At 37.1% G+C, this 25,841-nt stretch carries 19 protein-coding genes; 10 read left to right on the top strand and 9 right to left on the bottom strand.

All coding sequences use genetic code 11. The features are described 5' to 3' along the window. Window positions 1–115: 115 nt before the first annotated feature. From PQ459_06285 to PQ459_06275, 3 genes are all read left to right on the top strand, one after another. A complete protein-coding gene (locus PQ459_06285) occupies window positions 116–1,474 on the top strand; it encodes a TolC family protein (GenBank protein ID WDF48087.1) in 1,359 nt (452 codons plus the stop codon). 152 nt (window positions 1,475–1,626) lie between these two features. Next, window positions 1,627–2,256 carry a CoA pyrophosphatase gene (locus tag PQ459_06280; GenBank protein ID WDF48086.1) on the top strand — a complete coding sequence of 210 codons (630 nt, stop codon included), beginning with the start codon at window positions 1,627–1,629 and terminating at the stop codon, window positions 2,254–2,256. 94 nt (window positions 2,257–2,350) lie between these two features. Next, window positions 2,351–3,142, top strand: a complete 792-nt coding sequence (locus PQ459_06275; protein ID WDF48085.1) for a lysophospholipid acyltransferase family protein — start codon at window positions 2,351–2,353, stop codon at window positions 3,140–3,142. Between the two features lie 84 nt (window positions 3,143–3,226). On the opposite strand, the gene PQ459_06270 is transcribed toward PQ459_06275, so the two are convergent. Further along, window positions 3,227–4,429 (bottom strand): trans-2-enoyl-CoA reductase family protein, encoded by a 1,203-nt coding sequence (locus PQ459_06270; GenBank protein ID WDF48084.1) that lies wholly within the window; start codon window positions 4,427–4,429, stop codon window positions 3,227–3,229. A 466-nt stretch (window positions 4,430–4,895) separates the two neighbouring features. On the opposite strand from PQ459_06270, the gene PQ459_06265 reads away from it, so the two are divergent. Beyond that, entirely contained in the window at window positions 4,896–6,383 is a 1,488-nt protein-coding gene (locus PQ459_06265; protein WDF48083.1) for a glycoside hydrolase family 28 protein, read from the top strand. A 70-nt stretch (window positions 6,384–6,453) separates the two neighbouring features. On the opposite strand, the gene PQ459_06260 is transcribed toward PQ459_06265, so the two are convergent. After that, window positions 6,454–8,553 carry a DNA topoisomerase 3 gene (locus tag PQ459_06260; GenBank protein ID WDF48082.1) on the bottom strand — a complete coding sequence of 700 codons (2,100 nt, stop codon included), beginning with the start codon at window positions 8,551–8,553 and terminating at the stop codon, window positions 6,454–6,456. A 324-nt stretch (window positions 8,554–8,877) separates the two neighbouring features. Here PQ459_06260 and PQ459_06255 point away from each other — a divergent pair, with 324 nt between their 5' ends. Continuing rightward, window positions 8,878–10,425, top strand: a complete 1,548-nt coding sequence (locus PQ459_06255) for a T9SS type A sorting domain-containing protein (GenBank protein WDF48081.1) — start codon at window positions 8,878–8,880, stop codon at window positions 10,423–10,425. A gap of 83 nt (window positions 10,426–10,508) precedes the next feature. On the opposite strand, the gene PQ459_06250 is transcribed toward PQ459_06255, so the two are convergent. The 7 genes from PQ459_06250 to PQ459_06220 all read right to left on the bottom strand — a co-directional run bounded on the left by PQ459_06250 (window position 10,509) and on the right by PQ459_06220 (window position 20,480). Next, entirely contained in the window at window positions 10,509–11,792 is a 1,284-nt protein-coding gene (locus tag PQ459_06250; GenBank protein WDF48080.1) for a TolC family protein, read from the bottom strand. Between the two features lie 21 nt (window positions 11,793–11,813). Further along, a complete protein-coding gene (locus tag PQ459_06245; GenBank protein WDF48079.1) occupies window positions 11,814–12,635 on the bottom strand; it encodes a GLPGLI family protein in 822 nt (273 codons plus the stop codon). Between the two features lies 1 nt (window position 12,636). Next, window positions 12,637–15,054, bottom strand: coding sequence for an ABC transporter permease (locus PQ459_06240; protein WDF48078.1), 2,418 nt, complete (start codon window positions 15,052–15,054; stop codon window positions 12,637–12,639). An 81-nt stretch (window positions 15,055–15,135) separates the two neighbouring features. Further along, entirely contained in the window at window positions 15,136–17,550 is a 2,415-nt protein-coding gene (locus PQ459_06235) for an ABC transporter permease (protein ID WDF48077.1), read from the bottom strand. A 134-nt stretch (window positions 17,551–17,684) separates the two neighbouring features. Then, window positions 17,685–18,407 carry an ABC transporter ATP-binding protein gene (locus PQ459_06230; protein WDF48076.1) on the bottom strand — a complete coding sequence of 241 codons (723 nt, stop codon included), beginning with the start codon at window positions 18,405–18,407 and terminating at the stop codon, window positions 17,685–17,687. Between the two features lie 35 nt (window positions 18,408–18,442). Then, window positions 18,443–19,219: a DUF2807 domain-containing protein gene (locus PQ459_06225; GenBank protein WDF48075.1), complete on the bottom strand. Its 777-nt coding sequence runs from the start codon at window positions 19,217–19,219 to the stop codon at window positions 18,443–18,445. 19 nt (window positions 19,220–19,238) lie between these two features. Continuing rightward, on the bottom strand, window positions 19,239–20,480 hold the full coding sequence (locus PQ459_06220; protein ID WDF48074.1) for an efflux RND transporter periplasmic adaptor subunit: 1,242 nt from the start codon (window positions 20,478–20,480) through the stop codon (window positions 19,239–19,241). 226 nt (window positions 20,481–20,706) lie between these two features. On the opposite strand from PQ459_06220, the gene PQ459_06215 reads away from it, so the two are divergent. From PQ459_06215 to PQ459_06195, 5 genes are all read left to right on the top strand, one after another. Further along, on the top strand, window positions 20,707–21,075 hold the full coding sequence (locus PQ459_06215) for a hypothetical protein (GenBank protein WDF48073.1): 369 nt from the start codon (window positions 20,707–20,709) through the stop codon (window positions 21,073–21,075). Next, on the top strand, window positions 21,023–22,003 hold the full coding sequence (locus tag PQ459_06210) for a hypothetical protein (protein WDF48072.1): 981 nt from the start codon (window positions 21,023–21,025) through the stop codon (window positions 22,001–22,003). The genes PQ459_06215 and PQ459_06210 overlap by 53 nt, the downstream gene beginning before the upstream one ends. A 15-nt stretch (window positions 22,004–22,018) precedes the next feature. Beyond that, window positions 22,019–23,362: a sigma-54 dependent transcriptional regulator gene (locus PQ459_06205; GenBank protein ID WDF48071.1), complete on the top strand. Its 1,344-nt coding sequence runs from the start codon at window positions 22,019–22,021 to the stop codon at window positions 23,360–23,362. A 120-nt stretch (window positions 23,363–23,482) separates the two neighbouring features. After that, complete coding sequence (locus tag PQ459_06200) at window positions 23,483–24,799, top strand: ATP-binding protein (protein ID WDF48070.1); 1,317 nt, start codon at window positions 23,483–23,485, stop codon at window positions 24,797–24,799. Between the two features lie 164 nt (window positions 24,800–24,963). Next, a complete protein-coding gene (locus PQ459_06195; protein ID WDF48069.1) occupies window positions 24,964–25,803 on the top strand; it encodes a restriction endonuclease in 840 nt (279 codons plus the stop codon). The last annotated feature ends 38 nt before the right edge of the window (window positions 25,804–25,841 follow it).

Raw genomic sequence — 25,841 nt, 5'->3', positions numbered from 1 at the left:
TTTGTTTAATGTTTTTTTCTATAAAACAAAAAATTTTATGAAAAGTATCCGATTGTAAATTTCAATTGTAACAAATCCAACATTCCGAAGTCTTATTGTGTATAATTTTTCTTTTATGCTTAAAAAAGTTTTTTGTATTTCGCTTTTGTCTATTGGGGTTTTGGGATTTTCTCAGAAGAAATGGACGATTCAGGAATGTGTGGATTATGCGATTAAAAATAATCTGCAGGTTCAGGCGCAGGCTCTCAACAAAGATGTGCAGACAAAAAATCTGGAAATGGCAAAGAGAGATTATCTACCGTCGGTTTCCGGAAGCATCTCGAACACGGCAAGTTTTGGAAACACACAGTTTGTGAACACGAGTATTCGAAATGACAACTTCAGCAACAACTCGAGTGTCGGCGCCAATATTCTGGTGTACAACAACGGAAGGCTGGAGAAAGCGATTAGAAAAACGGGTTTCGATGTGGAGGCGAGTTTGCAGGATATTGAAACGATAAAGAATAACATCGCGCTTCAAATTGCACAACAATATCTTTCTGTAATGCTGAACAGGGAAATCAAGAAAATCTCCCAAAGTGCAATGGAAAATGCTCAACAACTCTACGACCGCGCGAAAATCACAACCGAAGTTGGAACGACCGCACAAACGGTTTTGGCAGAAGCAACCGCTTCCGTCGCCAGAGAAAAACAGAATGTACAAACGGCTCAAATCAATGTGGACAGGGCTTTGTTTGCAATGGCTCAGATTTTACAGCTTCAGGATTACAAGAGTTTTGATGTTGTAGATATTCCTGTTCCGGATGAGTTGGTACCTCAAAAAGAAACCGTGGATGAGGTTTTGAATATTGCCTATGAATCTCAGCCCGTGATAAAAGCGGCGGAAAGTAGAATCAAATCTGCAGAGGCACAAACGGAAGTGGTGAAGACGAATTTCTATCCGACAATCACGGCTACTGCAGGAATTGGAACTTTCTACAACAATCTACTGAACACCAACATCACCGGCTACGACGCATCAAGCGGATTTCCAGTTGCCGTGCAGGAACGAAGTTTCATCCAGCAATACAAATCCAATTTTGGTCAGCAAGTCGGGATTTCTGCCAACATTCCAATTTTTAACAAAGGAATTACAAGATTGCAAGTGGAGCAAACCAAAATCAATGAGTCGATTGCGAAAAATAATTTGGAGCAACAGAAGTTCCAGTTGAAGCAGGATATTCAGCAGGCGCAGTTCAATGCTGATTCGAACTACGAGATTTATGTTTCTGCGATGGAAGCTGAGAAAAGTACAAAACTGGCGCTGGATTTTGCAACGAAAAGTTATGAAGCTGGACGTTCGACCATTTATGACGTCACGATGGCGAGAAACAATTTTGCAAATGCACAAGGTTCTGTGGCTCAAGCAAAGTATAATTATTTATTCAGTGTGAAAGTTTTGGATTTCTATGCGGGACGTGGGATTTCGCTTTAAGTAAAACAAAAACGCAAAGACGCAAGCAAGTTTTTGAATCTATAATATTTTAAAAGTCGCAAAGCCAATCTTTGCGACTTTTTCCGATTTGGTTGAGACTAATTTTGTGACTTTGCGATAAAAATTATTGATATTTTTCTTATCTTTGAGATATGCAGACCTTTGGAAAAGATTTACTCAGAGATATAAAAAGTGCGGAATTGCTGGGCGAAAACGCTCATAAAATCTATTCTCCGCCGTATCGTCCTATTTTTACTTATGAAGATATTCTGACACGAAATCCAAAGTTCGCGGCCGTCAATATTTTACTTTATCTAAAAAATAACGAGTGGCATTTCCCGTTGATTGTTCGCTCTCAAAATGAACGTGACAGACACAGCGGACAAATCTCTCTGCCTGGCGGAAAAAATGAAAAAGAAGATTTGGATTTTGCCCACACAGCAAAACGTGAAACTTCCGAAGAGTTAGGAATTGATGAACATTACGTAAGAATCATCCGAGAAATGTCCCCGATTTACATTCCGCCAAGTAATTTTTATGTTCACTCTTTTGTTTCTTACACCAAAAAAAATCCGGAATTTTTCCTTCAAGAAAGTGAAGCGGTGGAATTGATAGAATTTCCGATTTCTTCTTTATTAAGTCTTCCCGACCAGCCAAAAAATATGGTTTTGCCATCTACCAATGGCGCGGAAGTTCCAGTCATCGATTTTAATGGCTACATCATCTGGGGCGCTACCTCTATGATACTCAGCGAATTCAGCAACTTATTAAAAAATGTTTAGTTTTGCAGAGATTCCTATGCTTTGGGAATGAAAATTGGTTAATCAATTTATTAAATTAATAATGGTTTTAAGTTTAAAATCTATTTAAGCATAAATGGCAAAAAAAAATATTTTTACCGATTCTTTTGGAAACATCTATGTTTTAAAAAGGTTTATCATTTTTCTTTTGGGATTGGTTTCCTACAGGAGGTTCAACGGTTTCAACAAACTGAAAATCACGGGAACGGAAAACTTAGGCGATTTGCCAGACAGCAATGTGCTTTTCGTTTCCAATCATCAAACTTACTTTGCAGATGTTGCTGCGATGTATCATACTTTTTGCGCTGTGAACAATGGTTTTCACAACACCATCAAAAATCCTGTCTATCTTCTGAATCCAAAAGTAGACTTTTATTACGTTGCTGCAGAGGAAACTATGAATAAAGGTGTGTTGGCAAGAATTTTCAAAATTGCCGGTGCTGTGACAGTGAAGAGAACTTGGCGCGCAGAAGGAAAAAATGTCAACCGAATGGTAGATATGAGCGAAATTGAGAATATTATGAAGGCTTTAGATAATGGCTGGGTCGTAACATTTCCTCAAGGTACAACTTCCGCTTTTGCACAAGGGAGAAAAGGAACTGCAAAATTGATAAAGAATCAAAGACCAACTGTAATTCCCATTAAAATCAATGGTTTCCGGCGCGCATTTGACAAGAAAGGTCTGAAGATAAAAGTCACTGGCGTAAAACCAACATTGGAGTTCAAACCTGCTTTGGATATTGATTATGATAATGAGTCGGCCAACGAGATTCTGGACAAAATAATGCACGCCATCGAGCAAACACCCGAACACAACATTCTACACGATTACGACACCAAACTGAAAGAATCAAAATCCCAACAATAAAAAACGGCTACTGAAAAAGTAGCCGTTTTTGTTTATAATTAAAATGATTGACTTATTCATAGTCTCTCATCTCTCAGTCTAAATTTAAGCCTCAATACTTGGAACTTGAACATTCTCATTAGCATCTATCTCATAATCAATACCGTCCACTTCGAAACCGAAAAGGTTGAAGAATTCTTTTCTGTAACCTGCGATATCACTGATTTCAGAAAGGTTTTCAGTTGTTGTTTCCTTCCACAATTTGTCAACTTCTGCCTGTACATCTTCCGCCATTTCCCAGTCGTCAACTCGGATTCTACCAGCTTCGTCCAAAGGAACTTCGCCATTTTCCGTGTATAATCTATCAGCAAAAAGTCTTTGAATTTGCTCGATTGTTCCTTCGTGCGTTCCTTTCGCTTTCATCACTTTGTAAAGTAGAGAAATATACAATGGAACTACAGGAATCGCAGAACTGGACTGAGTTACCAAAGCTTTGTTTACAGAAACATACGATTTTCCGTTAAGGTCTTTCAATAAATCATTTAGAACAGTCACAGTCGCTTCAAGGTCGTTTTTCGCTTGACCGATGGTTCCATTTCTGTAGATTGGGAAAGTCAATTCTGGGCCGATGTAAGAATAGGCAACCGTTTGAACACCGTCAGCCAAAACGCCAGCCGCTTTCAAATCTTCCATCCAGAATTTCCAGTCTTCGCCACCCATTACGGCAACAGTGTTTGGAATATCTTCTTCGTTTTCAACCGGAGCAATCGTCACATCAGAAACTACGCCTGTGTGAAAATCCACCGTTTTGTTGGTGTAAGAATTCCCGATTGGCTTAAGAACAGATGAATGTGCAACGCCCGTTTTTGGATGCGTTCTTCTTGGAGAAGCCAAACTGTAAACCACCAAATCAACCTGACCAAGGTCTTTTTTGATTAATTCAATCGTTTGTTTTTTTATGTCGTCTGAGAATGCATCGCCGTTGATACTTTTGGCATAAAGTCCAGCTTCGTGCGCTTCTTTTTCGAAAGCAGCCGAATTGTACCAGCCAGCAGTTCCCATTTTACCTTCAGAAGCTGGCTTCTCGAAGAAAACACCAACTGTTGCCGCATCGGAACCGAAAGCCGCCGTGATTCTGGAAGAAAGTCCGAAACCTGTAGAAGCACCGATTACCAAAACTTTTTTTGGCCCGTTTTTGATAGCGCCTTTGGACTTTACATATTCTATTTGATTTTTTACGCTTTGAAGTGCTCCATCTGGATGCGCAGTCAAGCAAATAAATCCTCTTGTTCTTGGTTGAATAATCATTGTTGAAATTATTTTTAGCATTGCAAATTAAAGAAATTTGAGCAAATAATGAGGAATTTTTGTTTAAAAAGAACTTATTAAATTTTAATTTGATTAGCATTAATGAGACTTTACGAATATGTGAATCTTTATTTTATGCAATCGATTGCGCAGGTTGTTATTTTTTTTAATTTTACTGCGGTCGGTAAGTTATAAAAAGTCGAATCTACCATTAAGCCTTGTCAAGGTTTGAAACCTTGACAAGGCTTTTAAGGAAATTCGATACTTTGGGAAAAGTTTGATTGATAGACAAACGTTGAACCTTGCGAAGCGCAACCCGACTTGAATGGAGCTCATTTTTTGTGGCGGGAAAAGCGAAGGCAAAAATAGCGGGAATGGAAGGCGGAAAAGTTGCCCAAATTATAATTAATGAACTGACTTAACTAAAACATTTATAATCAATCAAAAGAACTCATATCAATAAACAATGAAAAAACTATTAATAGGTCTTGCGTTTTCTGTTGCAACGCTCATTTCTGCTCAGAAAAATGACATCCAATATTACATCGACAAAGCGCCTTTCAAATTTGGAGCAATGGTTTTGCCTAATATTCCAGAAAAGGATTACAACTTCAAGGATTTTGGAGGTGTTGCTGATGGAAAAACCCTGAACACCAAAGCGTTCGAAAAAGCAATCACGACAATTTCCGCGAATGGTGGCGGAAGATTGATTGTGCCAGCTGGAACTTGGTTGACGGGGCCAATCGAGCTGAAAAGTAAAATCGATTTCCACGTGGAGGAAGGCGCAATCGTGCAGTTCAGCAGTGATATCAAGCAATTTCCGATGAGAGAAACTTCGTCTGGGAAATTTGAAGTGACGGCTCCGATTTGGGGAAATAATTTGAAGGATGTTTCCTTCACCGGAAAAGGAATTTTCGACGGTGCAGGAGAAGCTTGGCGTCCTGTGAAGAAATTCAAAACGACGGATGCGCAATGGAAAGAATTGCTGGCGAAAAAAGGAAGTACGCTGAGCGACGACGGGAAAATCTGGTGGCCTAGCGAGTCGGCAAAAAATGGCGAACAATTGGCAAAAGTGATTGCGAAAACGCCCAATGCTACGATTGATATGTACCAGCAGTTGCACCATTTCTTGAGACCGATGATGTTCACGCTTTCCAAAGTGACGAATCTTTTGATTGATGGCCCAACGTTCCGAAACTCACCGAAATTTGTCATCAATCCAAAACAAATTACAAACCTTGTCATCAGAAACACAACCGTTTACAATCCGAAATGGGCTCAAAATGGTGACGGAATTGACATTAGTGCTTCTAAAAATGTAATTATTTACAACACAAAAGTGAACGCCGGCGACGACGGAATTTGTATGAAATCCAGCGGAACGCCGAAAAATGGCGAAGCGAATCTGCAAAACGTCATCATCGCAGAATGTACTGTTGGTGAGGGTCACGGCGGATTCGTCATCGGAAGTAATACGGATGGCGGAATGAAAAATATTTTTGTTTCGAACTGTAATTTTGACGGAACGGACATCGGAATCCGTGTGAAAAGCAACTCCGGAAGAGGTGGCGATGTGAGTCAGATTTTCATTGATAATATCGAGATGAAAAACATTGTGAAATCTGCTGTTTTCTTTGACACGTTCTACGCAGATGCGCCAGTTGGAAGTACGAAAGAAAGCGAAGAGGCGCAACATTCTGGAGACAAAGTCCCTTATTTCCACGACTTTTATGTGAGTAATATCAACTGTTCTTCGGCGGAAACGGCTTTCAGTTTCAGTGGACTTCCTGAGAAATTGATTGAGAACCTTTTCTTTAAAAACGTGAATATCACGAGTAAAAAAGGAATTGTTGGGAAAAATGCCAACAATATCGTTTTTGAAAATGTGAAAATCAATAACAGTACAGATTATAAAATCGATAGTAATCTGAAGAAAGCAATTGTTGTGAAATAATTTTTTACAATTATTAAAGGTGTTATTTTCAAAACCCTTTCAGATTGAAGCTGAAAGGGTTTTTTCTATTTTATTTTAAAGCGATAGAAAAATCTTCGTTCATTAGCAAAACGCCTTCTTCCTGACCTTGTGTAAAACCTTTCAGTTTTGAAGTTTTGCTTTTAAGAATCAAATCCTGAAGTTGTTTTTCTGATAGTTTTTTTCCTAATATTTCGAATGAAACTTTGAAACCACAAGCTTTGAAATCCGAACAGCCGATGGCGGTTTTTCCTTTCATCAAATTGTTGGCTTTGCACTTTGGACATTGGGTTTCCGTCCAGATGATTTCGGTTTTTACTCTCGGCACTTTTTCTTTTGGCGGTGCAGGTTTTTCTTCCTCAAAATTAATCACTTTCCCTTTTGAACTGATGACTTTTCGGGTCAATTCTGTTACCATTTCTATCAATTCGTCTTTGAACTGGTTCGCTTCGTACTCTCCTTTTTCGATTCTTCGAAGTTTCGATTCCCATTCTCCCGTGAGTTCAGGGCTTTTGAGAACTTCGTCTTCGATGGTGTCAATCAAATTAATACCAATCGAGGTCGCTACCAGATTTTTCTTTTTGCGTTCGATGTATTTTCTTCGGAACAAAGTTTCGATGATGTTGGCTCGGGTTGAAGGTCTTCCGATGCCGTTATTTTTCAGCATTTCGCGGAGTTCTTCATCTTCCACTTGTTTTCCTGCGGTTTCCATTGCTCTCAGCAAAGTTGCTTCCGTGTAAGGTTTTGGTGGCGAAGTTTTTCCCTGATGAATCAATGGTGCGTGGTCGCCTTTTTCGCCGGCTACGAATTCGGGGATTGTTTGTTCCTCGTCTTTATCTTTTTCGTCCTTTTCTTCTTTTTTATCTTTCGCATAAACCGCTCGCCAACCTGGTTCCAGGATTTGTTTTCCGGAAGCTTTGAACGGAATTGTACCAACCAGACCTTCAACTAAAGTATTTGAAATTTTACATTCCGGATAGAAAACAGCGATAAATCGTTTTGCGACAAGGTCATAAATTAATTTTTCCTCACGACTCAAATTTGATGAAGGCGGAATTTCTGTCGGAATAATCGCGTGGTGGTCCGTCACTTTCGTATCATCAAAAACCGCTTTAGTTTTAGGAATTGGTTGAGAGAGCAACGGCGAAATCAAGTCTGAATAAATAGTCATACTTTTCAGAATGCCACCAATTTTTGGATAGAGGTTTTCTGATAAGTAAGTCGTATCAACTCTTGGATAAGTCGTGTGTTTTTTCTCGTACAGACTTTGAATATAATTAAGCGTATGTTCCGCCGAGAAACCAAATTTCTTATTGGCTTCCACCTGAAGTCCCGTCAAATCGAATAATCTTGGATTCTTTTCTTTTCCTTCCTTGATTTCAAAAGAGACAATTTCGAATTGATTTTTCTTGAGATATTCTAAACCTTTTTCAGCTTTTTCAAAGGTTTTTAATCGGTCGATTGAAGCGCTGAAAAGCACATCACGGTATTTGGTTTTCAGTTCCCAATATTCTTCCTGAGAAAACGCATCAATTTCTTTTTGACGCTGAACGAGCATTGCCAAAGTCGGCGTTTGAACTCGACCAATTGACAAAACCGCTTTGTTTCCTCCAAATTTTTTAGTGAATAATCTGGTTGCATTGATTCCCAAAAGCCAGTCGCCGATTGCTCTTGCATTTCCAGCCTGATAAAGATTTTTGTAATCTTCCGCAGGTTTCAAATTTTCAAAACCTTCTTTGATGGAATCTTCCGTCAAGGACGAAATCCACAGCCGTTTCATCGGTTTGTCGCATTTTGCCTTTTGCAATACCCACCGTTGAATCAATTCACCCTCCTGCCCGGCATCACCACAATTGATGACCTCATCACATTCCTCCACCAATTTTGCGATGGTGTTGAATTGTTTCTCAACGCCATTGTTATCAATCAGTTTGATTCCGAATTGTTTGGGAATGATGGGCAGGAAAATTAAATCCCAGGATTTGAAATGTGGTGCGTAATCCTGCGGTTCTTTCAGCGTGCAAAGATGTCCGAAAGTCCAGGTGACGCAATAGCCATTTCCCTCCATATAACCGCTTTTGGGATTGTTGGCTCCCAAAACTTTGGCAATATCACGGGCAACGCTGGGTTTTTCGGCTATACAAAGTTTCATTTGAGGATTCTATTTTTCTTTAAAGGTCAAATGGAACGTCAATACGTTTCATCTTCAGTTTGGAAATAAGGCTTGCAAAAATGCGATTTTTTTTTCTAAATAATTTCATGAATCAATATATAATTTTTTGCAAACCTGCTCTTTAATATTAAGAAACATTATCGTTGTCAGATCAATTTTAAAAAATTTTCAAAAAATTATAAAATATAAATTTTCACCCTCAATATCATTACTTTATATTGACATCAAACATTTACAAATCATAAATAAACCCGGATTAATAAATTATATTTGTGGTATAAAACTTTTACAGACTATACACCTATGAAAACAAAATTACTTTTTTTTCTTACCTTTTTTTCTACCATTAATATTTTTTCTCAGTCTCCATCTATACAATGGCAAAAAGCCTATGGAGGAAGCGAATATGATCAAGCGAAAGATATTAGACAAACGTCTGACGGTGGATATATAATTGTTGGTGATACACAATCCAACGATGGAGACGTTACTGGCCATCATGCTTATAATGATATATGGGTGATAAAACTTAGCAGCAACGGAAGCTTACAATGGCAAAAAGCCTTCGGAGGATCCGGTTCTGAGGAAGCATATACTATCCGTCAAACATCAGATGGTGGATACATCATTGGAGGTTGGACTGGCTCTACTGATGGAGATATAACAGATAAGAGATATTATGGATTTGATTTTTGGGTGATAAAAATTAGTAGTATTGGAGAGATTCAGTGGCAAAAAACATTTGGCGGGAATAATTATGAATATGTAGAAGATATACATCAAACTACAGATGGTGGTTATATCGTTGCTGGCTGGACATCTTCTTTTGACGGTGATATTACAGATTCTGATGTGGATGGTGATGTAAACGGGTGGATTATTAAACTTAACAATACAGGAAATGTTGAATGGCAAAAAACATATGGAGGCACCAATTCAGATTATTTACAAAGTATCCAACAAACTCCAGATGGAGGTTACATAGCTGCTGGCTGGACATATTCTAACGATGGTGATGTCACAGAAAATAAAGGTAATTACGATTATTGGGTTCTGAAATTAGATAATACAGGATCTATACAATGGCAAAAAACATATGGCGGAACAGGGAGCGATATTGCTTATTCCATAGAAAGAACGAGTGATGGTGGTTATATTGTTGGTGGAAATACAGAATCAAATAATGGTGATGTCACAGGCTCTAAAGGCGGGATGGATTATTGGGTCTTAAAAATCAGCAGTAACGGTACCAAAGAATGGCAAAAAACATTAGGTGGTTCTAGTTACGACGAGATGCATAAAATACACCAGACAACTGATGGAGAATATATTCTTACAGGACGCTCTTTTTCGACTAACGGCGATGTAACTGGAAATCATGGAGGTGCCGATTTTTGGGTTGTAAAGCTTAATAGTCTTGGGACAATCAAATGGAAAAAAACCTTAGGCGGTTCACAATACGATCAATCTTATTGTTTGCAGCAAACTAATGATGGTGGTTATATTGTAGCCGGCTGGACAGCTTCCACTGATGGTGATACAACAAATTCGAATTACCACGGGAGTGCAGATGTATGGGTTGTCAAATTAGCTGCAGATAACTTAGATGTACAGGATTTGTCTAAAAATAAATCTTTTACTCTTTATCCAAATCCTACTGCTGATATTTTATATTTACAATCTGCGAAGAAAATTGATAAAATAATATTAACAGATCTGTCTGGTAAAAAAATATTAGAAGAAACTCATGATTTTACTAAAATCAATTTACAATCTTTGCAAAAAGGAACATACCTGATACAAATTATTTCTGAAGGAAAAACAACTATAGAAAAAGTAATTAAGAAATAATCCAAAATTTTACCCATAAAAAAATTACTCCGAAGTCATAAATTCCGGAAGGATTCGTGAGAATCTATAATGTATTTTTTAACTTAAAATCCAGCTTCGAAAACTTTCAAAAGTTCGGTTTGCTGGATGACTTCGTTTTTGCTGTTGATGAGATTGTAATTTGCTTGTAGCCAGTTGTTTCGAACTACGAAAAATGTGTAAGCGTCCATTAAGCCTTCTTTGTATTTCTCTTCGGATTTTTGGAAAGAGAGTTTTTGATTTTCGAAATTGGCTTGGAGTAACGTGTATTTTTCTTCGGAATTCTGGAATTGTGCCTTGATGGAATTGATGCTTTGCGTGAGATTATTAATGACAATTTCTTTGTCATAATTGGAATTGATGACGTTCAGTTTTGCAATTTCAACGTTATTCTTCACTTGTAATTTGTTGAAAATCTGGATATTGAGTCCGAAACCTAATTGTTGATTTTTGTTGCGTTTGAATTGTTCCGAAAATGCATCCGCCGACTCGCCCAAAGTTTTGCTGTAGAAACTCGACCAAGTGTAAGAGCCGTTCAACGTCGGCAAATAGGCGGATTTTGCGATGGCAATGTTTTTTTGATTGGTTTTGATTTCGGTCAAAACGGTTTGATAAGCCGGATTTTTTTCGAGGAGATTTTTGACAAAATCCGCATCGTTGAAATTGGAATGCGCCAACGCGTCGTCTTCCATTTTGAAATCCAAAGAATCGGTAGTGATGGCTAAGGCATTCAGCAAATTAATCTTGGACAAATCTCTGGAATTCTTTGCGCTAACCCATTGTTCCTGCAAAGTTCCGAGGTTGGCCTTGATATCGTAAACGTCACTTTTTGGTCGGTTTCCGATTTCCACTTCCTTTTCGGTACGCTTGATTTGGTCTTCGATTCCGGCGATTTGGGTTTCCAGAACATCCAGCCAACTTTTGTTGTTTTGATAATTGAAGAACATTTGGATAACGTTCAGTTTCACCTCATTTTGTGCTTGTTTCATTCGGAAAGTTGAGGTTTCGCGATTGATTTTGGACAACGAAATATTGAGGTAGTTTCGCCAGTTCATCAGTTCCCAATTGGCTTGTGCGTAGAAATTGTCATTTTGGGTATTGATGCTTTCACGCTGATTATTCTGCGGATTGATGCCGTTTCCGAAGTTGTAATTATGGTTGATTCCGGCATCTGCAGACGGCAACAGCATTCCTTTGGACGCGGAAACCAATCGGTCATTTTTTTGAATGTTGACCGACGATTGCTTCACCAACGGATGATTGGCAGAGGCGTAATCCAAGCATTGTTTCAAAGTCCAGGTTTGTGCTGGGAAAAGGTTGATGATTAATATGAAGAATAGTTTTTTCATAACAGATTGTCGTTGACAATTTTAGTTTTTGGGATAAGGAATTGCCTTGTCTAGCTCTATTGGATTGTAATTATTCAAAATATCTTTCTGGAGGAATTTCCTTTTTTGGTCAAGTTGTTCCAGACTCGTGATTTTCTCTCCAGAAATCATCACCGTTCCGCCACCTTTGAGTGCGTTTTTCATATCTGCTGTCGGGTCGCTGTAATAATCGAGTTTTACTTTTTGAAATTGTTTCAAACTGACTTTCACAGGCTGATTTCCGTAATGCGTTTCCAGAAAATTGGTTGTGACGAATGTTTCGGGAAGATTGATGCTTTTTGATAAGGTGTAGCTGTAATCGCTTTTGTCATCCTGCAATTCGAAAATCAATCCCGGCAAACCGCGGAATTTGTAAGGTCCTTCCTGAAAAGGAATCGCAGAGCAAAACCAAGCCGTCCACTTTCTCCCGCCGAAATTAGTCGTTGCTTTCTGCAAAGTATATTCCGCGCTTTTTTTGGTTTCATTTTCTATTTTCCAATTCATTTCATCTTTTGATTCAATTACAAAATAGTCGAACATATTGTCGTGAAAAGCTTTGTTCTCATTGGAATTGGTTTTTCTTAAAATCAATTGGTCAGATTGCGTATTGGACTGCCAGTTTTGTCCGGTTTTCTTGCTGATGGAATCATTTTTGAGGAAATCATAATCGTAAAATTTGGTAAAATTCTTATCGATGTCCAGAACCATATTCATTTTCATTGGTCGCTCAGAAAGTTTCATCTCCATTTCGTAAATGAATCTATTGGTTTGTGCGCAAAGCAAATTGATAATCAATGTAAATATTAGGATAATTAGTTTTTCCATTTTATTCGTATTTAAGGTATTCGACAAGGTTAATTTTTGTGGCTCGGTAAGCTTTGAAACTCACGACCACGAAGGTTAAAATGAATAATAGAATCATACTCAGAGCGTAAGGCCAAACGGGCATTTCGATTCTGTAGGCAAAATCTTTCAGCCACTCATTCATTGCATAATATCCGAATGGCATACTTATTAAAACGGCAACCACGCAAATCAGTAAAAATCTTTTCGTCAAATCCCAAATGATGGTTTTCTCATCTGCGCCCAAGGTTTTTTTGATGGCAACGTCTTTCAGTTTTTGTTCTATTAATAATGATGACAAGGCGAATAATCCTAATAGTGCAATCACCAAAACCACGATATTTAAGATGGTGAAAAGCGTTTGCTGTTTCTGGAATTTTTCAAAGGTTTTGGCGAATTGCTTATCAACAAATTGATATTCATAAGGATAGCCAGGTTCTGCTTTGGTAAGCCAAAATTCTTTGATGCGCTCCAATGTTCCGTTGATATCGTCTCCTGATATTTTTATTTGAAGATTTGACATATTATTTTTGACCCAGTTTCTGTCATAATTGAAGTACACAATTGGCATAACTTGTTGTTCAACACCGGCGTAGTTTATATCTTTTACCACGCCTAATATTTTATATTTTTTCTTGCCGTCCCAACCAGTGAAAAATTCTTTGTCTAACGCTGTTTTGGGATTATAGCCCAGTTTTCCTGCAAAGGTTTCGTTTACCACAGCACCGTTAATGGTGTCGGATGCTTTTTTCCAATCCAAGTCTCGGCCGGATAGGAATTTCACATCGTAAAAGCGTAGGAAATTTTCATCTATTCCGCCAAGCATAGTCTGGACAGTTTTAGTTGTATCAGTTGATTTTTTAGCGACAGAGGCGTTGGCAGAACCGCTACCTATGGAATTTACCGAACCTGTGACATCAATGACGCCAGAGATTTTTGACAATTCATTTTTGAGTTGACGGTACTTCTTAACATTAAAGTTATTTTCCCAATTTGTTTTTTTGAAATTGATTTGAATGGCCTGATTGCCTTTGAAACCCAAATCTTTATTCATCATAAAACTGACCTGCGTATGAATAATAAGCGAACAAATAATGAAAAATGATGAGATAATCAATTGCAGGGTCAGAATAGAATTTCTCAACCAAACGCCTTGTTTGCTTCTTGCGAAATTGCCTTTCAATGTATTAATAGGTTTGAAGTTGGAAAGGTAAAGTGCCGGAATCAATCCCGAAATCAATGAGAAAATCAACAGCAATAGGCCTGTGTAAAAGAATAAATTTAGATTATTGAGTTTGATTTCCTTGTTGAGAAATTTGTTATATGACGGCAAAAACAATTCTACCATTGCAAAAGCGATGAAATAAGCTACGAGACAAATCAAAAATGTTTCCAGCAGGAATTGCAAAACCAATTTCGATTTCGAACTTCCCACTACTTTTCTCACGCCTACTTCTTTCGCTCTTTGGGAAGCTTGCGCAGTTTTCAGATTTATCAAATTAATACCAGATAATAGCAGAATCAAGGCAGATAATGCCAGTAAAGACAGAATAGATTTTTTGTCACCTTTGTTGATGCCTTCACTTTTTGCATCAAGTTTCATCTTGCTGATAGGTGTCAGATAGACCAATGGCAGATTTTTCTTATCAACTGCATAACCCCATTTTTTGGCAGAAATCTCGTCTTGCAATTGCATCTGTTTCGATAGTTTGTCTTCCAGCGCCTTGACATCTGTGCCTGGCTTCAACTTGAAAAATCCGTTGTAGCTAAAACTGGTCCATTGGTCTTTGGATTGTTCCAAATAGGGATTTTTGTAGATAAAATCTGGCTGGAAAACCGTGTTGCTTGCAGGAAGTTTGTAAATTGCGGTCACCACATATTCTGTGCCTTTGGAATCATTTTTTATGGATTTTCCGACGGCATTGAGATAATCATCACCGAATAATAACCGTGCAGTTTTTTCTGACAACGCGACCTTTCCATTATCCGACAATGCACCCTGAAAATTACCTGAAACTTTCTCAAAAGGAAACAGTCTGAAGAACGAATCTACGGAAACCGAGCCTGCAACATAGGCAGAATTGCCTCCAAAACTGAGTTTCTCCTTTCCCCAATCATTATAGATTGTAGCATCTTCAATCTCTGAAAATTTTTCTTTGGAAACAAAAATCTCGGGATAACTGGAGCTTGACATTACGCCAAATGCCGAACTTTTATTTTCCACAAAATAAATATTTTCATTGTTGGGAACCCATTGTTCGTAAGACTTTTCATCCTGCCAATGGATATATATCAACAGGAAAACGCACAGACCAACACTCAGTCCCAAAATATTAATAATGGTGGAAAGCCAGTTTTTTCTGTAATTGATGAATGCTATTTTGAGCCAGTTCTTTAACATAGTTGATGGTTTTTAGTTGATGGTTGATAGTTGACAGGTGATAATTCCCATCAACTATCAACTGACAACTGTCAACAAATTTTACTCGTATTTCAGATATTTGACAAGGTTCACTTTTGTGGCTTGATATGCTTTGACGCTTACTACTGCGAATGTCAAAATCAATAATGAAATCAAACTCAAGACAAATGGGAAAACTGGCATATCAATTCGGTAAGCGAAATCTTTCAGCCATTCATTCATCAAATAATAACTGATTGGAATACTGATAAGTACTGCAATTAATGTAATCCAGAGGAATTGTTTTGTCAATCCGACAATCAAAGTTCCGTCTGATGCGCCAAGCGTTTTTCTGATGGCGACGTCTTTCAGTTTTTGTTCTATCATTAAGGATGATAAGGCGAATAATCCGAGTAAGGCTACCATCAGAACCATCGCGTTTAAAATTGTGAAAAGCGTTTGTTGTTTTTGATATTTAACAAAGGTTTTTGCGAATTGCTTATCAATAAAATTAGATTCGAAGGGATAACCGGGTTCTACATTTGCCTGCCAATATTTTTTGATTCTTTTCACCGTTCCGTCCATATCTTCTGGTTTTATTTTCAGCTGAATATTATAGACGTTGAAACGTTTCCAAGAGGTTGCGCGGTAATGAAAGAAAATCATCGGCTCTACTTCGGTTTTCAAACTTTGGATATTAAAATCCTTTACAATTCCGACGATTTTGTAGGGTTTCTCATCAAAACCTGGGCGGAATTCGTTCTTAAAAGCCTGGTCATCATTCCAACCGAATTGCTTCACAAATGTTTCATTGACCAAGACATTATTAATCGTGTCAGAAGCCAATTTGGAATCCAGCCAACGACCTTTTTTCAGTTTCACATTCATAAACTGGAGGTAATTGTAATCCATCGAGCCGTGTTGCGCATAGATTGTTTTATCCATATAATCCATATTGGAATTGCTGTAGCGATAGCTTCCTGCGACGGCTTCACCATATGATACATCGTCCACACCCTGTATTTTTCGCATTTCGTTTTTGAGGCGCTCATACTTTAGCCAAGGCTGAGGCACATTATCATTGAAGGTGACTATCATAACCTGTTTTCCACTGAAACCAAGGTCTTTATCCATCATATGTTTCACTTGTGAACTTACAATCAGGCTTGCAATAATGAAGAATGAAGAGATTATCAATTGTAAAGTCAGAATTCCGTTTCTGAGCCAAATCCCGTGTCTGCTTCTGGCAAAATTTCCTTTCAGCGTTTCAATCGCTTTGAAGTTGGCCAAGTAGGTTGCAGGAATCAATCCCGAAATCAGCGCAATTAGCAAAACCATTGCAAATGAATAAAAGTAGATGCGCCAATCGTTCATTACAATCTGTTTGTCAAAAAACTTGTTGAAGCTCGGCAAGAGGATTTCTGTCAAGGCTAAAGCCAGAATGTACGAGGCAAAACAAATCACGAAAGTTTCTAATAAAAACTGCAAAACCAATTTGGATTTATTGCTACCAATAGCCTTTCTTACGCCAATTTCTTTTGCTCTCTGAGAAGCCTGAGCTGTTTTTAAATTAATGAAATTAATGGCTGACAAAATCAAAATCAACACAGAAAGTGTAAACAGAATCATCATTGTTTTCAAATCGCCAGTCCCAAACCAGTAGGCCTTTCCGTGGAGTTTCATCTGGTCCAACGGTGTGAGCAAACTTCCTTGCGGACCGTACAATTCCAAAAATTTCTGAGGTGTGACTCCAGCACCCTTCGCATTCATTTTCGCACGGTAGAGAAACACGTCGTCATAGAGTTTTTTCTGTACAACTTCTGTATCCGCATTTTTGTCCAGCATAAAAAAGCAACCGTAGTTGAAATTGCCCCAGCCTTCTTTGTCATTTTTCAATTGTTCGTAGGCCAGGATTACAAATTCTGGATTGATGACGCTGTTTCCTTTCGGAAGCTCGTACACTGCAGTAACTACAAAATTGTCACCATCAAATTTTATACTTTCTCCTGCCACATCCGTTTTGCCAAATAAGTTTTTCGCGGTGACTGTAGAAATGGCAATCGAAGTTTCTCCCTTCAAAGCGTCTTTGTAACTTCCCGAAATCAATTTGAAAGGGAAAAAATTAAAGAAATTTTCCGAAACAGACATTCCATCTTTTTGATAGGCCGTTTTGTTTTTGGTTATCATTTTGAAACCCATCCCAGAACTACTCACCAAAACATAATCTTTGATTTCCGGAATCATTTTCACCGCGCGGTCTGCAAGTGGGTAAGAAATACTTGGGCTGTACTTGTTTTCTTTGATGTTGTGTTGCTGAAATGCATAAATATTATCCTTCTTCGGATTCCATTTTTCATAGGATTCTTCGTCATTCCAATGCATCAGGATGAGCATAAATCCTGTCAGTCCTATTGTCAATCCAAAAAGATTAATGATGGTGGAAAGCCAGTTTTTTTTATAATTGATGAAGGCGATTTTGAGCCAGTTTTGTAACATAGTTGTTGATTTTTACTAAAACCTTAATGATTTAATATGGAAATGAATTTTTCTTGTATTCATAGGAATAAATTCCTATGCTTTTCAAATCGTCCGTCCCTTTGGGACTTTTAGTCCCTGTTAAGGGAGGATTTTTACTCAAAATTCTTGGAATCTGCTTTCTCAAAAACGTCTTTTCTTTGAGAAGAATGTTCCTCGCTGAAGATTTCGCCGTCTTTCATATTCACGATTCTTGAGGCGTAACCTGCGTCGTAAGACGAGTGCGTTACCATCGCAATTGTGGAACCTTCTCTGTGAAGTTCCGCCAAAAGGTTCATCACCTCGTTTCCGTTGGAGCTGTCGAGGTTTCCGGTTGGCTCATCGGCAAGGATTAATTTTGGTCTTGTCACCAATGCTCTAGCAACGGCCGCTCTCTGCTGTTGACCGCCGGAAAGTTGCTGTGGATAATGTTTTGCTCTGTGCGCAATGTTGATTTTTTCCATAATTTCTTCCACACGTTTTTTTCTCTCTGAGGAAGAAACGCCGTTGTAGATTAATGGAAGTTCGATATTTTCATAAACCGTGAGTTCATCAATCAAATTAAAATTCTGAAAAATGAAACCGATATTCTTCTTTCGGATGTCCGATTTTTTCTTCTCAGAAGTTCCGATAGTTTCTGTTGATTCGAATTGATAAGAACCGGAGGAAGCGCTGTCCAGAAGTCCAAGAATATTGAGGAAGGTAGATTTTCCACAACCGGAAGGTCCCATTATCGCTACAAATTCGCCTTCTTTGATGTGCAGGCTTACATTATTCAGAGCGTTGGTTTGAACATCTTCTGTTTTATAGATTTTTGAAAGGTTTTGAATATTTATCATTGTAGTATTATTTTGAATTTATAGTTTATTTTGAATTAAATTGAATCGATTGTTCCGCCTGAACTTCTACTTGCAGAAAATTTGATACCTGACAACATTTTGTATCTGATTTTGCCTAATGAACTTGCGGATGCTCTCAATTCTTTTGAAATGCTCAAAGTGATTGATGATGTGGCTCTTGCCGTGGCTTTTGCAGTTTGAATAATCATACTTTTTGCATCCAGAGAGCTTGCGCTATCCACATTGATTTCCGCATTATCAGCTGAACCGCTGATTTTTACCATACTTGCAGAATTAGCATCAACATTCAGATTTTTTGTATTGATTTTTCCTGAAAATCCGCCTGCACTATTTGTATTGATGTTAACAACCGAAGCTTTTGAATCTGCATAAATTTTTCCACTTCCATTGCTTTCAAAAGTTTGCTCTGCGTTTTCGAAAACACTTTTCACTTTTATAGAAGATGCATTTCCAGCTTCTGCCTTTACAAGGTCTTTTACATAGACAACAACTTTTGTATCGGCATTCTTAAGAGAAACATTTGGTTTGTATTGTATATAAAGTGTTTTATTTTTCACTTCGATTTTTAGTTCTGATAAATGCGTACTTGTTGCAACCGCTTTTTCCTCGTTCGACTTTACAATTTCCACTTCAATCGCCTGAGAAGTTTTCACAGCATTAAAAGAACTCAAATTAAAAGTTTTTGTTTCTGATTTCTGAATCCCGTTCGAAAAATCATTTCCTTTAATTGTTGTCGAGGACACAAAAAGTCCGATAATCATTGTTATTATTAGTAAAAATAGTTTTTGCATTATATTTAGTTTTTTAAGTTTATTTTTGAATATCTAAAATCTCATATTTCTTCAGTTCAGTGTAATCTGATGTAATGACCGTTTCACCCTGTTTCAGTCCGGAAACCACTTCGTAATACATTTGATTTTCTCTTCCCAGACTGATGCTTCGCTTTTCAGCTTTGTTTCCTTTTACTACGAAAATCCATTTTCCGTTGGTGTCTTTGTAGAAATTTCCTTTTGGAATCATCATACTTTGCGTGTCAGCAGACAATTTCAGTTTAACTCCGAACGTCATTCCGATTTTCAGATTTTCAGGTTTTACATCAACGAAATTAAGTTCCACAGAAAATTGTCCGTCTTTCACTTCCGGAAGAATCTTGGTAATAATCACATCAAACTGTTTCGCATTGCTTTCCAGATTTCCTTTGATGCCGTTGATTAATTTATTGATATAATACTCATCCACTTTTGCAATCAGCTTATAACCGCCCATCAAATCGACTTTTCCAATGCTTTCTCCACTCGTCAGATTTTGTCCTAATGAAATATTAAATGATGACAATCTTCCAGAAACCGGCGACATTATCAGGAAATTATTTTTGTTGGAACGAAGAATATTCAGACTTTTTTCCATTTGATTAATGGAACTATTAATGGCGGAAAACTGAGAATTTCTGGAAGCCTTTTCACTGGAAGCGCCTTTTTCCACAATCACTTTTCTTTGTTTTTGATAATTCAGATTTTGTAAAGCGATATCATAATCGGTTTTCTTTCCGATTTCCGCATCGTACAATCTTTTCTGAAGATTGAAGGATTGCAAAGCTGTGTTGTAATCATTTTGAGACTGAAGCAACTCTTTATCCTGATTGAATTCCTGATTCTTCAATTCCAAAAGCGAACTTCTCATCTGACTGATTTGTTGCATAATTCCCGTTTCCTGATTCAGATAATTGAATTCTGTATTCGGATTGTAAACTCTTGCGATAGGCTGTCCTTTCGTTACCAGTTGTCCATCTTCCGCAAAGATTTCTTTCACCGCGCCACCTTCCAGAACATTCACTAGGGAAGAATTGAGAGATTGCGTTTGCGCCGTCACCATCAACATATCTTCAAACTTTCCATTCGTCACTTCATCCATTTGAATATCCTCCAACTTTACATTATAAGTTTTTTTCTGATTCAAAAAGTACCAGCCAAAAACTGAAATCGACAAACCAGAAAGAATGATAATCGATATTAATTTTAGTTTAGATTTCTTTTTTACTATTTTCGTATCCATATTTTAGATAACTTATTTATCTACAGACTATTACACAATGCAGATGCCAGAGATTTATAAGTTTGTAACACTCTGAAAATGTGACTAAATATATTTTATTTAATTTTAAGACTGTTCATTATCGGACACTTTTTGTGCGAAAACGGACAATCATTCTTATTTTAATTTAAGAAAAGCGGAAATGTAATGATATAGAAACTTCAAATGTCTACTTAAAAAACTATTTATGAAATATTTAAAATTACTGTTCTTGACTTTACCATTTTTAGGATTCGGACAACAAATTATTACCAAAGATGTCTCTAATTTTTGGAATGCTTATGATAAAATCATTCAGGAAAAGAATCAGGATAATCAAATCAATTTAATTAAAACCTTATACATTGATAAGGCAACTCCAGGATTGGCTGGAATTATGAAGGCAAGAAATTATTCCGCAGAAGAATATGTTTTTGCTATCAATAATTACCCAAAATTCTGGAAATCGATTCGTGAAAACACACTTAAATCGAATCAATTTTCAAAACAAATAGAAAAAGGAGTTGAAACTAAAAAATATTTATCCGGAATTAAAACCGGTCAATACTTATTTTGAAATCGGAATTTTAAGAACCGGAGGAACTACAATTGATGGAATGTTACTGATTGGCAGTGAAGTTGCTTTGGCTGATAAATCAGTCATTACAGAAGAATTTGATAAGAAATATCCTAATCTTAGAAATCATTTTGATACAAATCCTATCAATGATGTTGTCTTCCTCAATACGCACGAATATATTCACACTCAACAGAAAGAAACGATTGGAAATACACTTTTATCACAAACCATAATGGAAGGTGTAGCCGAATTTTTGGCAGAAATTGCTTTAAATACAAAATCGCCTAATCCTCAAATTGAATTCGGGTATAAAAATGAAGAAAAGATAAAACGTGAATTCGAAAAAGAAATGTTTTCTCCAAATATTTATAACTGGATTATGAATTCGCCTGATAATCAGTTTGGGATGCGTGATTTGGGATATTTTGTAGGTTACGCGATTTGTAAAAAATATTACCAGCAATCCAAAGACAAGAAAGTTGCAGTAAAAGAAATGATTCAGCTTGATTATAATAATGAAAACAAGCTCATTAATTTTGTTGAAAAGGCAAATTATTTTCCAAAGAAATTAGATTTCTATAAGAAAGAATTTGAAAAAAATCAGCCAAAAGTTCTTTCAATTTCCCAGATTGAAAATGGCAGTAAAAATGTAAAACCGGGAGTTATACAATATTCAATCAATTTTTCTCAGGAAATGGACATCAATTTCAGAGGCTTTGATTATGGACCATTGGGAGAACAGGCAATTTATAAATTCAAAAAACTAATAGGTTGGAGCAATAACAATAGAGCTCTGACCATCGAAATAGAAGTTGCACCTAACAAAAAATATCAGGTTATGATAAAAGGCAATAATGGATTCAGAAATAAAAATGGTATTTTTTCAAAGCCTTATCTTTTTGAATTTGAAACTGGTGCAGAATAATTATATTAAACTAAAATGCGAAAAAAAGAAGCTCATATTTTAATAGTAGATGACGACGAGGATATTTTATTTTCGGCGAGAGTCTGGCTCAAGAAATTTTTCACCGAAGTTAGTTGTCTGAGTCAGCCGAAGAATATTCTGAGATTTTTAGCCGAACAACAGGTTGACACGGTTCTTCTCGATATGAATTTCCGGAAAGGTTTTGAAAACGGACAGGATGGATTGTATTGGATGAATGAAATCAAAACTTTGGAACCTCAGCTTCCAATTATTCTGATGACCGCTTACGGAGAGGTGGAATTGGCGGTTGAAGCTTTGAAGAACGGCGCATCGGATTTTATTCTAAAACCTTGGAATAATGAAAAATTATATGCTTCCGTGAATCTCGCAGTCGATATTTCCAGAAAAAATAAAAAACTGAATCAGTGGGAAAATGTGAGCGTAAAAACCAATCAATACCAATTGGAAACTGCGTCTTTTGCGATGCAAGAAGTGATGGAACAAATCACAAAAGTGGCACCGACTGACGCCAACGTTTTACTTTTAGGAGAAAATGGAACGGGAAAATATGTTTTGGCAGAGCACATCCACGAATTATCGGAAAGAAAAAACCAGCCTTTCGTTCATATCGATTTGGGAAGTCTGTCGGAAAATTTGTTTGAAGCGGAATTATTTGGTTACAAAAAAGGAGCGTTTACCGACGCGAATCAGGATTATTCGGGGAAAATTGAAAATGCCCAGAACGGAACGGTATTTTTGGATGAGATTGGAAATCTTCCGCTTCATCTTCAAACCAAATTGTTGAGCCTGATTCAAAATCGAAAATTAACCAGAATCGGGGAAAATAAAGAACGAACTTTGGATGTCAGATTTATTTTTGCGACGAATGAAAATTTAAAAAAAGCCGTTTCAGAAAATCGTTTCAGAAAAGATTTATATTACAGAATCAACACCGTTGAATTGCAAATTCCGAGTTTACGAGAGCGATTGGAAGATATTCCAACTTTGGCTAACTATTTTTTGGAGAAGTACAAACAGAAGTATCACAAATCTGATTTAGCTTTAAATGAATCTTTGACTAATGAACTCACAACGTATTCCTGGCCGGGAAATATCCGTGAACTCGACCACTGCATCGAGAGAAGCGTGATTCTTTCCAACGAGAAAAATTTGAAATTGTTAATGCCTCAGGATGAAGAATCTGACAAACCAATCGTCAATCTCAACATCGAGGAAATGGAAGAAATTCTCATCAAAAAAGCTTTGAAAAAACACCGGGGAAATATTTCTCTCGCGGCGGAAGATTTGGGATTGTCGCGTGCGGCACTTTACCGAAGAATGGAAAAATTTGAATTGTGATAAAGCAGGAAGTTGGAAGATGGAGGAAGGAAGTCTGAAGTTAAAATTCAAGCACAGTTCCGAAGGAACTATTTAATCAAGAATAGGATGAAATCCTATTAATCAAAATTTGAATTGTAGATGAACAAACAACAAATTATCTGGCTAATATTTATTCTTCTGGCGATTGTCAGTGGGATTTTCGCCTTTGATTTTTATACACAAAGCAAGTGGATTAACTTCGGATTGTTTACTGCTATAATTATTGGATGCATTATTTTGGCGCAGATTTCAGCTTTGAGTTATGTTCAGAAAAGTGAGAAAATATTGTTGGCGATTCAGAAAAAAGATTTTTCATTGTTTCCAAAAACGGAGGAAAATAATCTGGTGGATAATGCTGTAAAACTTTATTATCAAAGCAAAGAAGAATATTTGTCATTATCATCTTACAAACTTTTGTACGAAGAAATTCTCAATCAACTGGAAATCGGGTTGATGATTCTTTCTGAGAAAAACAATCAGTGGGAAGTTTTTTATGTGAATCCTGTTTTCCTGGAAATATTACAAATTCCAAAATATAATTCCTGGGAATTGTACGAATCCAAAACATCAGAATTTTATAAAATCATCGAGCAAACCAATTATGAAAACTCGCAGGAATTCTTTGATATTTCGATTAATGAAAATGTGAAGCAGTCATTTTCACTTCGTACCAAAAAAGTTCAGAATGTCAAAAACCGTTTCTGCATCATCAGTTTGGAATCTGTTCAGAAAATCATTGAGCAAAAAGAAAAACTAGCGTGGAATAATTTGATGAAAGTCATTTCGCACGAACTTCTTAATACCTTAACACCTGTCAACAGTTTGATTCAAAATCTTGAATATATCGCCAATCAGGATATTGTTGACAAAGATGACCAGGAAGAAATGAAGGAAAGTCTGATGATTATCAATTCAAAATCCAAACAACTGTTGAATTTCGTGGACGATTACCGACAAGTTGCAGAACTTCCAAAACCCGTTTTCAAAACTATTTCTCTGACTCAAATTGTAGAATCTGCACTTAATTTCCTCAAGCCAGAGTTCGAAAAAAATCAGATTACAATCATTAATTTCCTGGAGAATCAAGTGATATTTGCTGACCAGAAAATGATTGAGAGATGTTTGATTAATCTTTACCTAAACGCAATTTATGCAGTTGCTGACAATTCAGAAAGAATCATTAAAACAGAAATAAGAACATTCAACAAACGAATTCTTTTAAGCGTTGAAGACAACGGCATCGGAATCTCTAATGAAATTAAAGACAAGATTTTCCTGCCATTTTTCACAACCCGAATCAGCGGTTCCGGAATTGGTTTAACTTTGAGCAAAAGTATTATTGAAGCGCATAAAGGTTACCTTAATTATAAACCTTTGGAAAAAGGAAGTCGATTTGAAATGTGGTTTTTGGAATAAATGTAAAAAGTAAAATGTATTAAGTACAAAGTATTTATTATCTTTTAGGACGTCGAATTGCTCGCAGCCCGACTTGAGCGGAAATCCTTTTTTGTGGCTGGAAAAGCTAGGCAAAAAGATTGGGAGCGGAAGGCGGATAAAGCTGCCCAAATAAAAATTAAACTATGAAAATCAAAAACAACGCTGGCGAAATTGTAGAATTTGAAATCTCAAAACTGGAAAACTCACTTCGGAACTCCGGAGCGGAAGAAAATTCCATCAAAAAAGTGATTGACAATATTTTACCAAATTGCATCGAAGGTGTCACAACACGAGAAATTTACAAATTGGCTTTCGACGAGCTGAAGAAAATCTCAAACTCAGTCGCAGCGAGATACAGCCTGAAAAAAGCGTTGTTGGAATTGGGACCTGCGGGATTTTATTTCGAACAGTGGATTGCGAGAGTTTTTCAAAACATCGGCTACAAAACGGAAACCGGACAACTGATAAAAGGACATTCGGTGACGCACGAAGCGGACGTCATCGCCAAAAAAGATGAGAAAACCTATTGGGTAGAATGCAAATTCCGAAATGCGGAAGACACGAAAATCTCCGTCACAACGCCGATGTACGTCTTATCGAGAATCAAAGATATTTCTGGAATTAATTATAATCTCTTCGGAACTCAAACCGAATTTACCGATGGCTGGCTCATCACCAATACCTATTTCACCAAAGATTCTGTGGCTTTTGGCGAATATTACGGACTCCGATTGTTGTCTTGGGATTATCCAAAAGGTAAAAACATCAAAAGTTTGGTGGACCAAAATGCGCTCTATCCAATCACTTGTCTAACAACCTTGGACGGAAAACAGAAACAAAAACTGCTGGAGAAAAAATGTGTTTTGGTAAAGGAATTATTCAACAATCAAAATTTACTAGACATTTTGGAACTTAATCAAGCAAGAAAATCAGAAATTTTGAAAGAAGCAAAAGAACTTCTGGTCATCAAAATTTCGGAATAAAAAAACCATCTCATAAAAAATGAGATGGTTAATATTTG

Source organism: Chryseobacterium sp. KACC 21268 (genome assembly GCA_028736075.1).
Taxonomy (GTDB): domain Bacteria; phylum Bacteroidota; class Bacteroidia; order Flavobacteriales; family Weeksellaceae; genus Epilithonimonas.
Note: the sequence above shows the minus strand (reverse complement) of the source record. Positions and strands in the feature narration are given on the sequence as shown.

Excerpts from the sequence above, each read along its gene's own strand:
- PQ459_06285 (WDF48087.1), top strand. The coding sequence starts at position 116 with ATGCTTAAAAAAGTTTTTTGTATTTCGCTTTTGTCTATTGGGGTTTTG.
- PQ459_06280 (WDF48086.1), top strand. The coding sequence starts at position 1,627 with ATGCAGACCTTTGGAAAAGATTTACTCAGAGATATAAAAAGTGCGGAA.
- PQ459_06275 (WDF48085.1), top strand. The coding sequence starts at position 2,351 with ATGGCAAAAAAAAATATTTTTACCGATTCTTTTGGAAACATCTATGTT.
- PQ459_06270 (WDF48084.1), bottom strand. The coding sequence starts at position 4,429 with ATGATTATTCAACCAAGAACAAGAGGATTTATTTGCTTGACTGCGCAT.
- PQ459_06265 (WDF48083.1), top strand. The coding sequence starts at position 4,896 with ATGAAAAAACTATTAATAGGTCTTGCGTTTTCTGTTGCAACGCTCATT.
- PQ459_06260 (WDF48082.1), bottom strand. The coding sequence starts at position 8,553 with ATGAAACTTTGTATAGCCGAAAAACCCAGCGTTGCCCGTGATATTGCC.
- PQ459_06255 (WDF48081.1), top strand. The coding sequence starts at position 8,878 with ATGAAAACAAAATTACTTTTTTTTCTTACCTTTTTTTCTACCATTAAT.
- PQ459_06250 (WDF48080.1), bottom strand. The coding sequence starts at position 11,792 with ATGAAAAAACTATTCTTCATATTAATCATCAACCTTTTCCCAGCACAA.
- PQ459_06245 (WDF48079.1), bottom strand. The coding sequence starts at position 12,635 with ATGGAAAAACTAATTATCCTAATATTTACATTGATTATCAATTTGCTT.
- PQ459_06240 (WDF48078.1), bottom strand. The coding sequence starts at position 15,054 with ATGTTAAAGAACTGGCTCAAAATAGCATTCATCAATTACAGAAAAAAC.
- PQ459_06235 (WDF48077.1), bottom strand. The coding sequence starts at position 17,550 with ATGTTACAAAACTGGCTCAAAATCGCCTTCATCAATTATAAAAAAAAC.
- PQ459_06230 (WDF48076.1), bottom strand. The coding sequence starts at position 18,407 with ATGATAAATATTCAAAACCTTTCAAAAATCTATAAAACAGAAGATGTT.
- PQ459_06225 (WDF48075.1), bottom strand. The coding sequence starts at position 19,219 with ATGCAAAAACTATTTTTACTAATAATAACAATGATTATCGGACTTTTT.
- PQ459_06220 (WDF48074.1), bottom strand. The coding sequence starts at position 20,480 with ATGGATACGAAAATAGTAAAAAAGAAATCTAAACTAAAATTAATATCG.
- PQ459_06215 (WDF48073.1), top strand. The coding sequence starts at position 20,707 with ATGAAATATTTAAAATTACTGTTCTTGACTTTACCATTTTTAGGATTC.
- PQ459_06205 (WDF48071.1), top strand. The coding sequence starts at position 22,019 with ATGCGAAAAAAAGAAGCTCATATTTTAATAGTAGATGACGACGAGGAT.
- PQ459_06200 (WDF48070.1), top strand. The coding sequence starts at position 23,483 with ATGAACAAACAACAAATTATCTGGCTAATATTTATTCTTCTGGCGATT.
- PQ459_06195 (WDF48069.1), top strand. The coding sequence starts at position 24,964 with ATGAAAATCAAAAACAACGCTGGCGAAATTGTAGAATTTGAAATCTCA.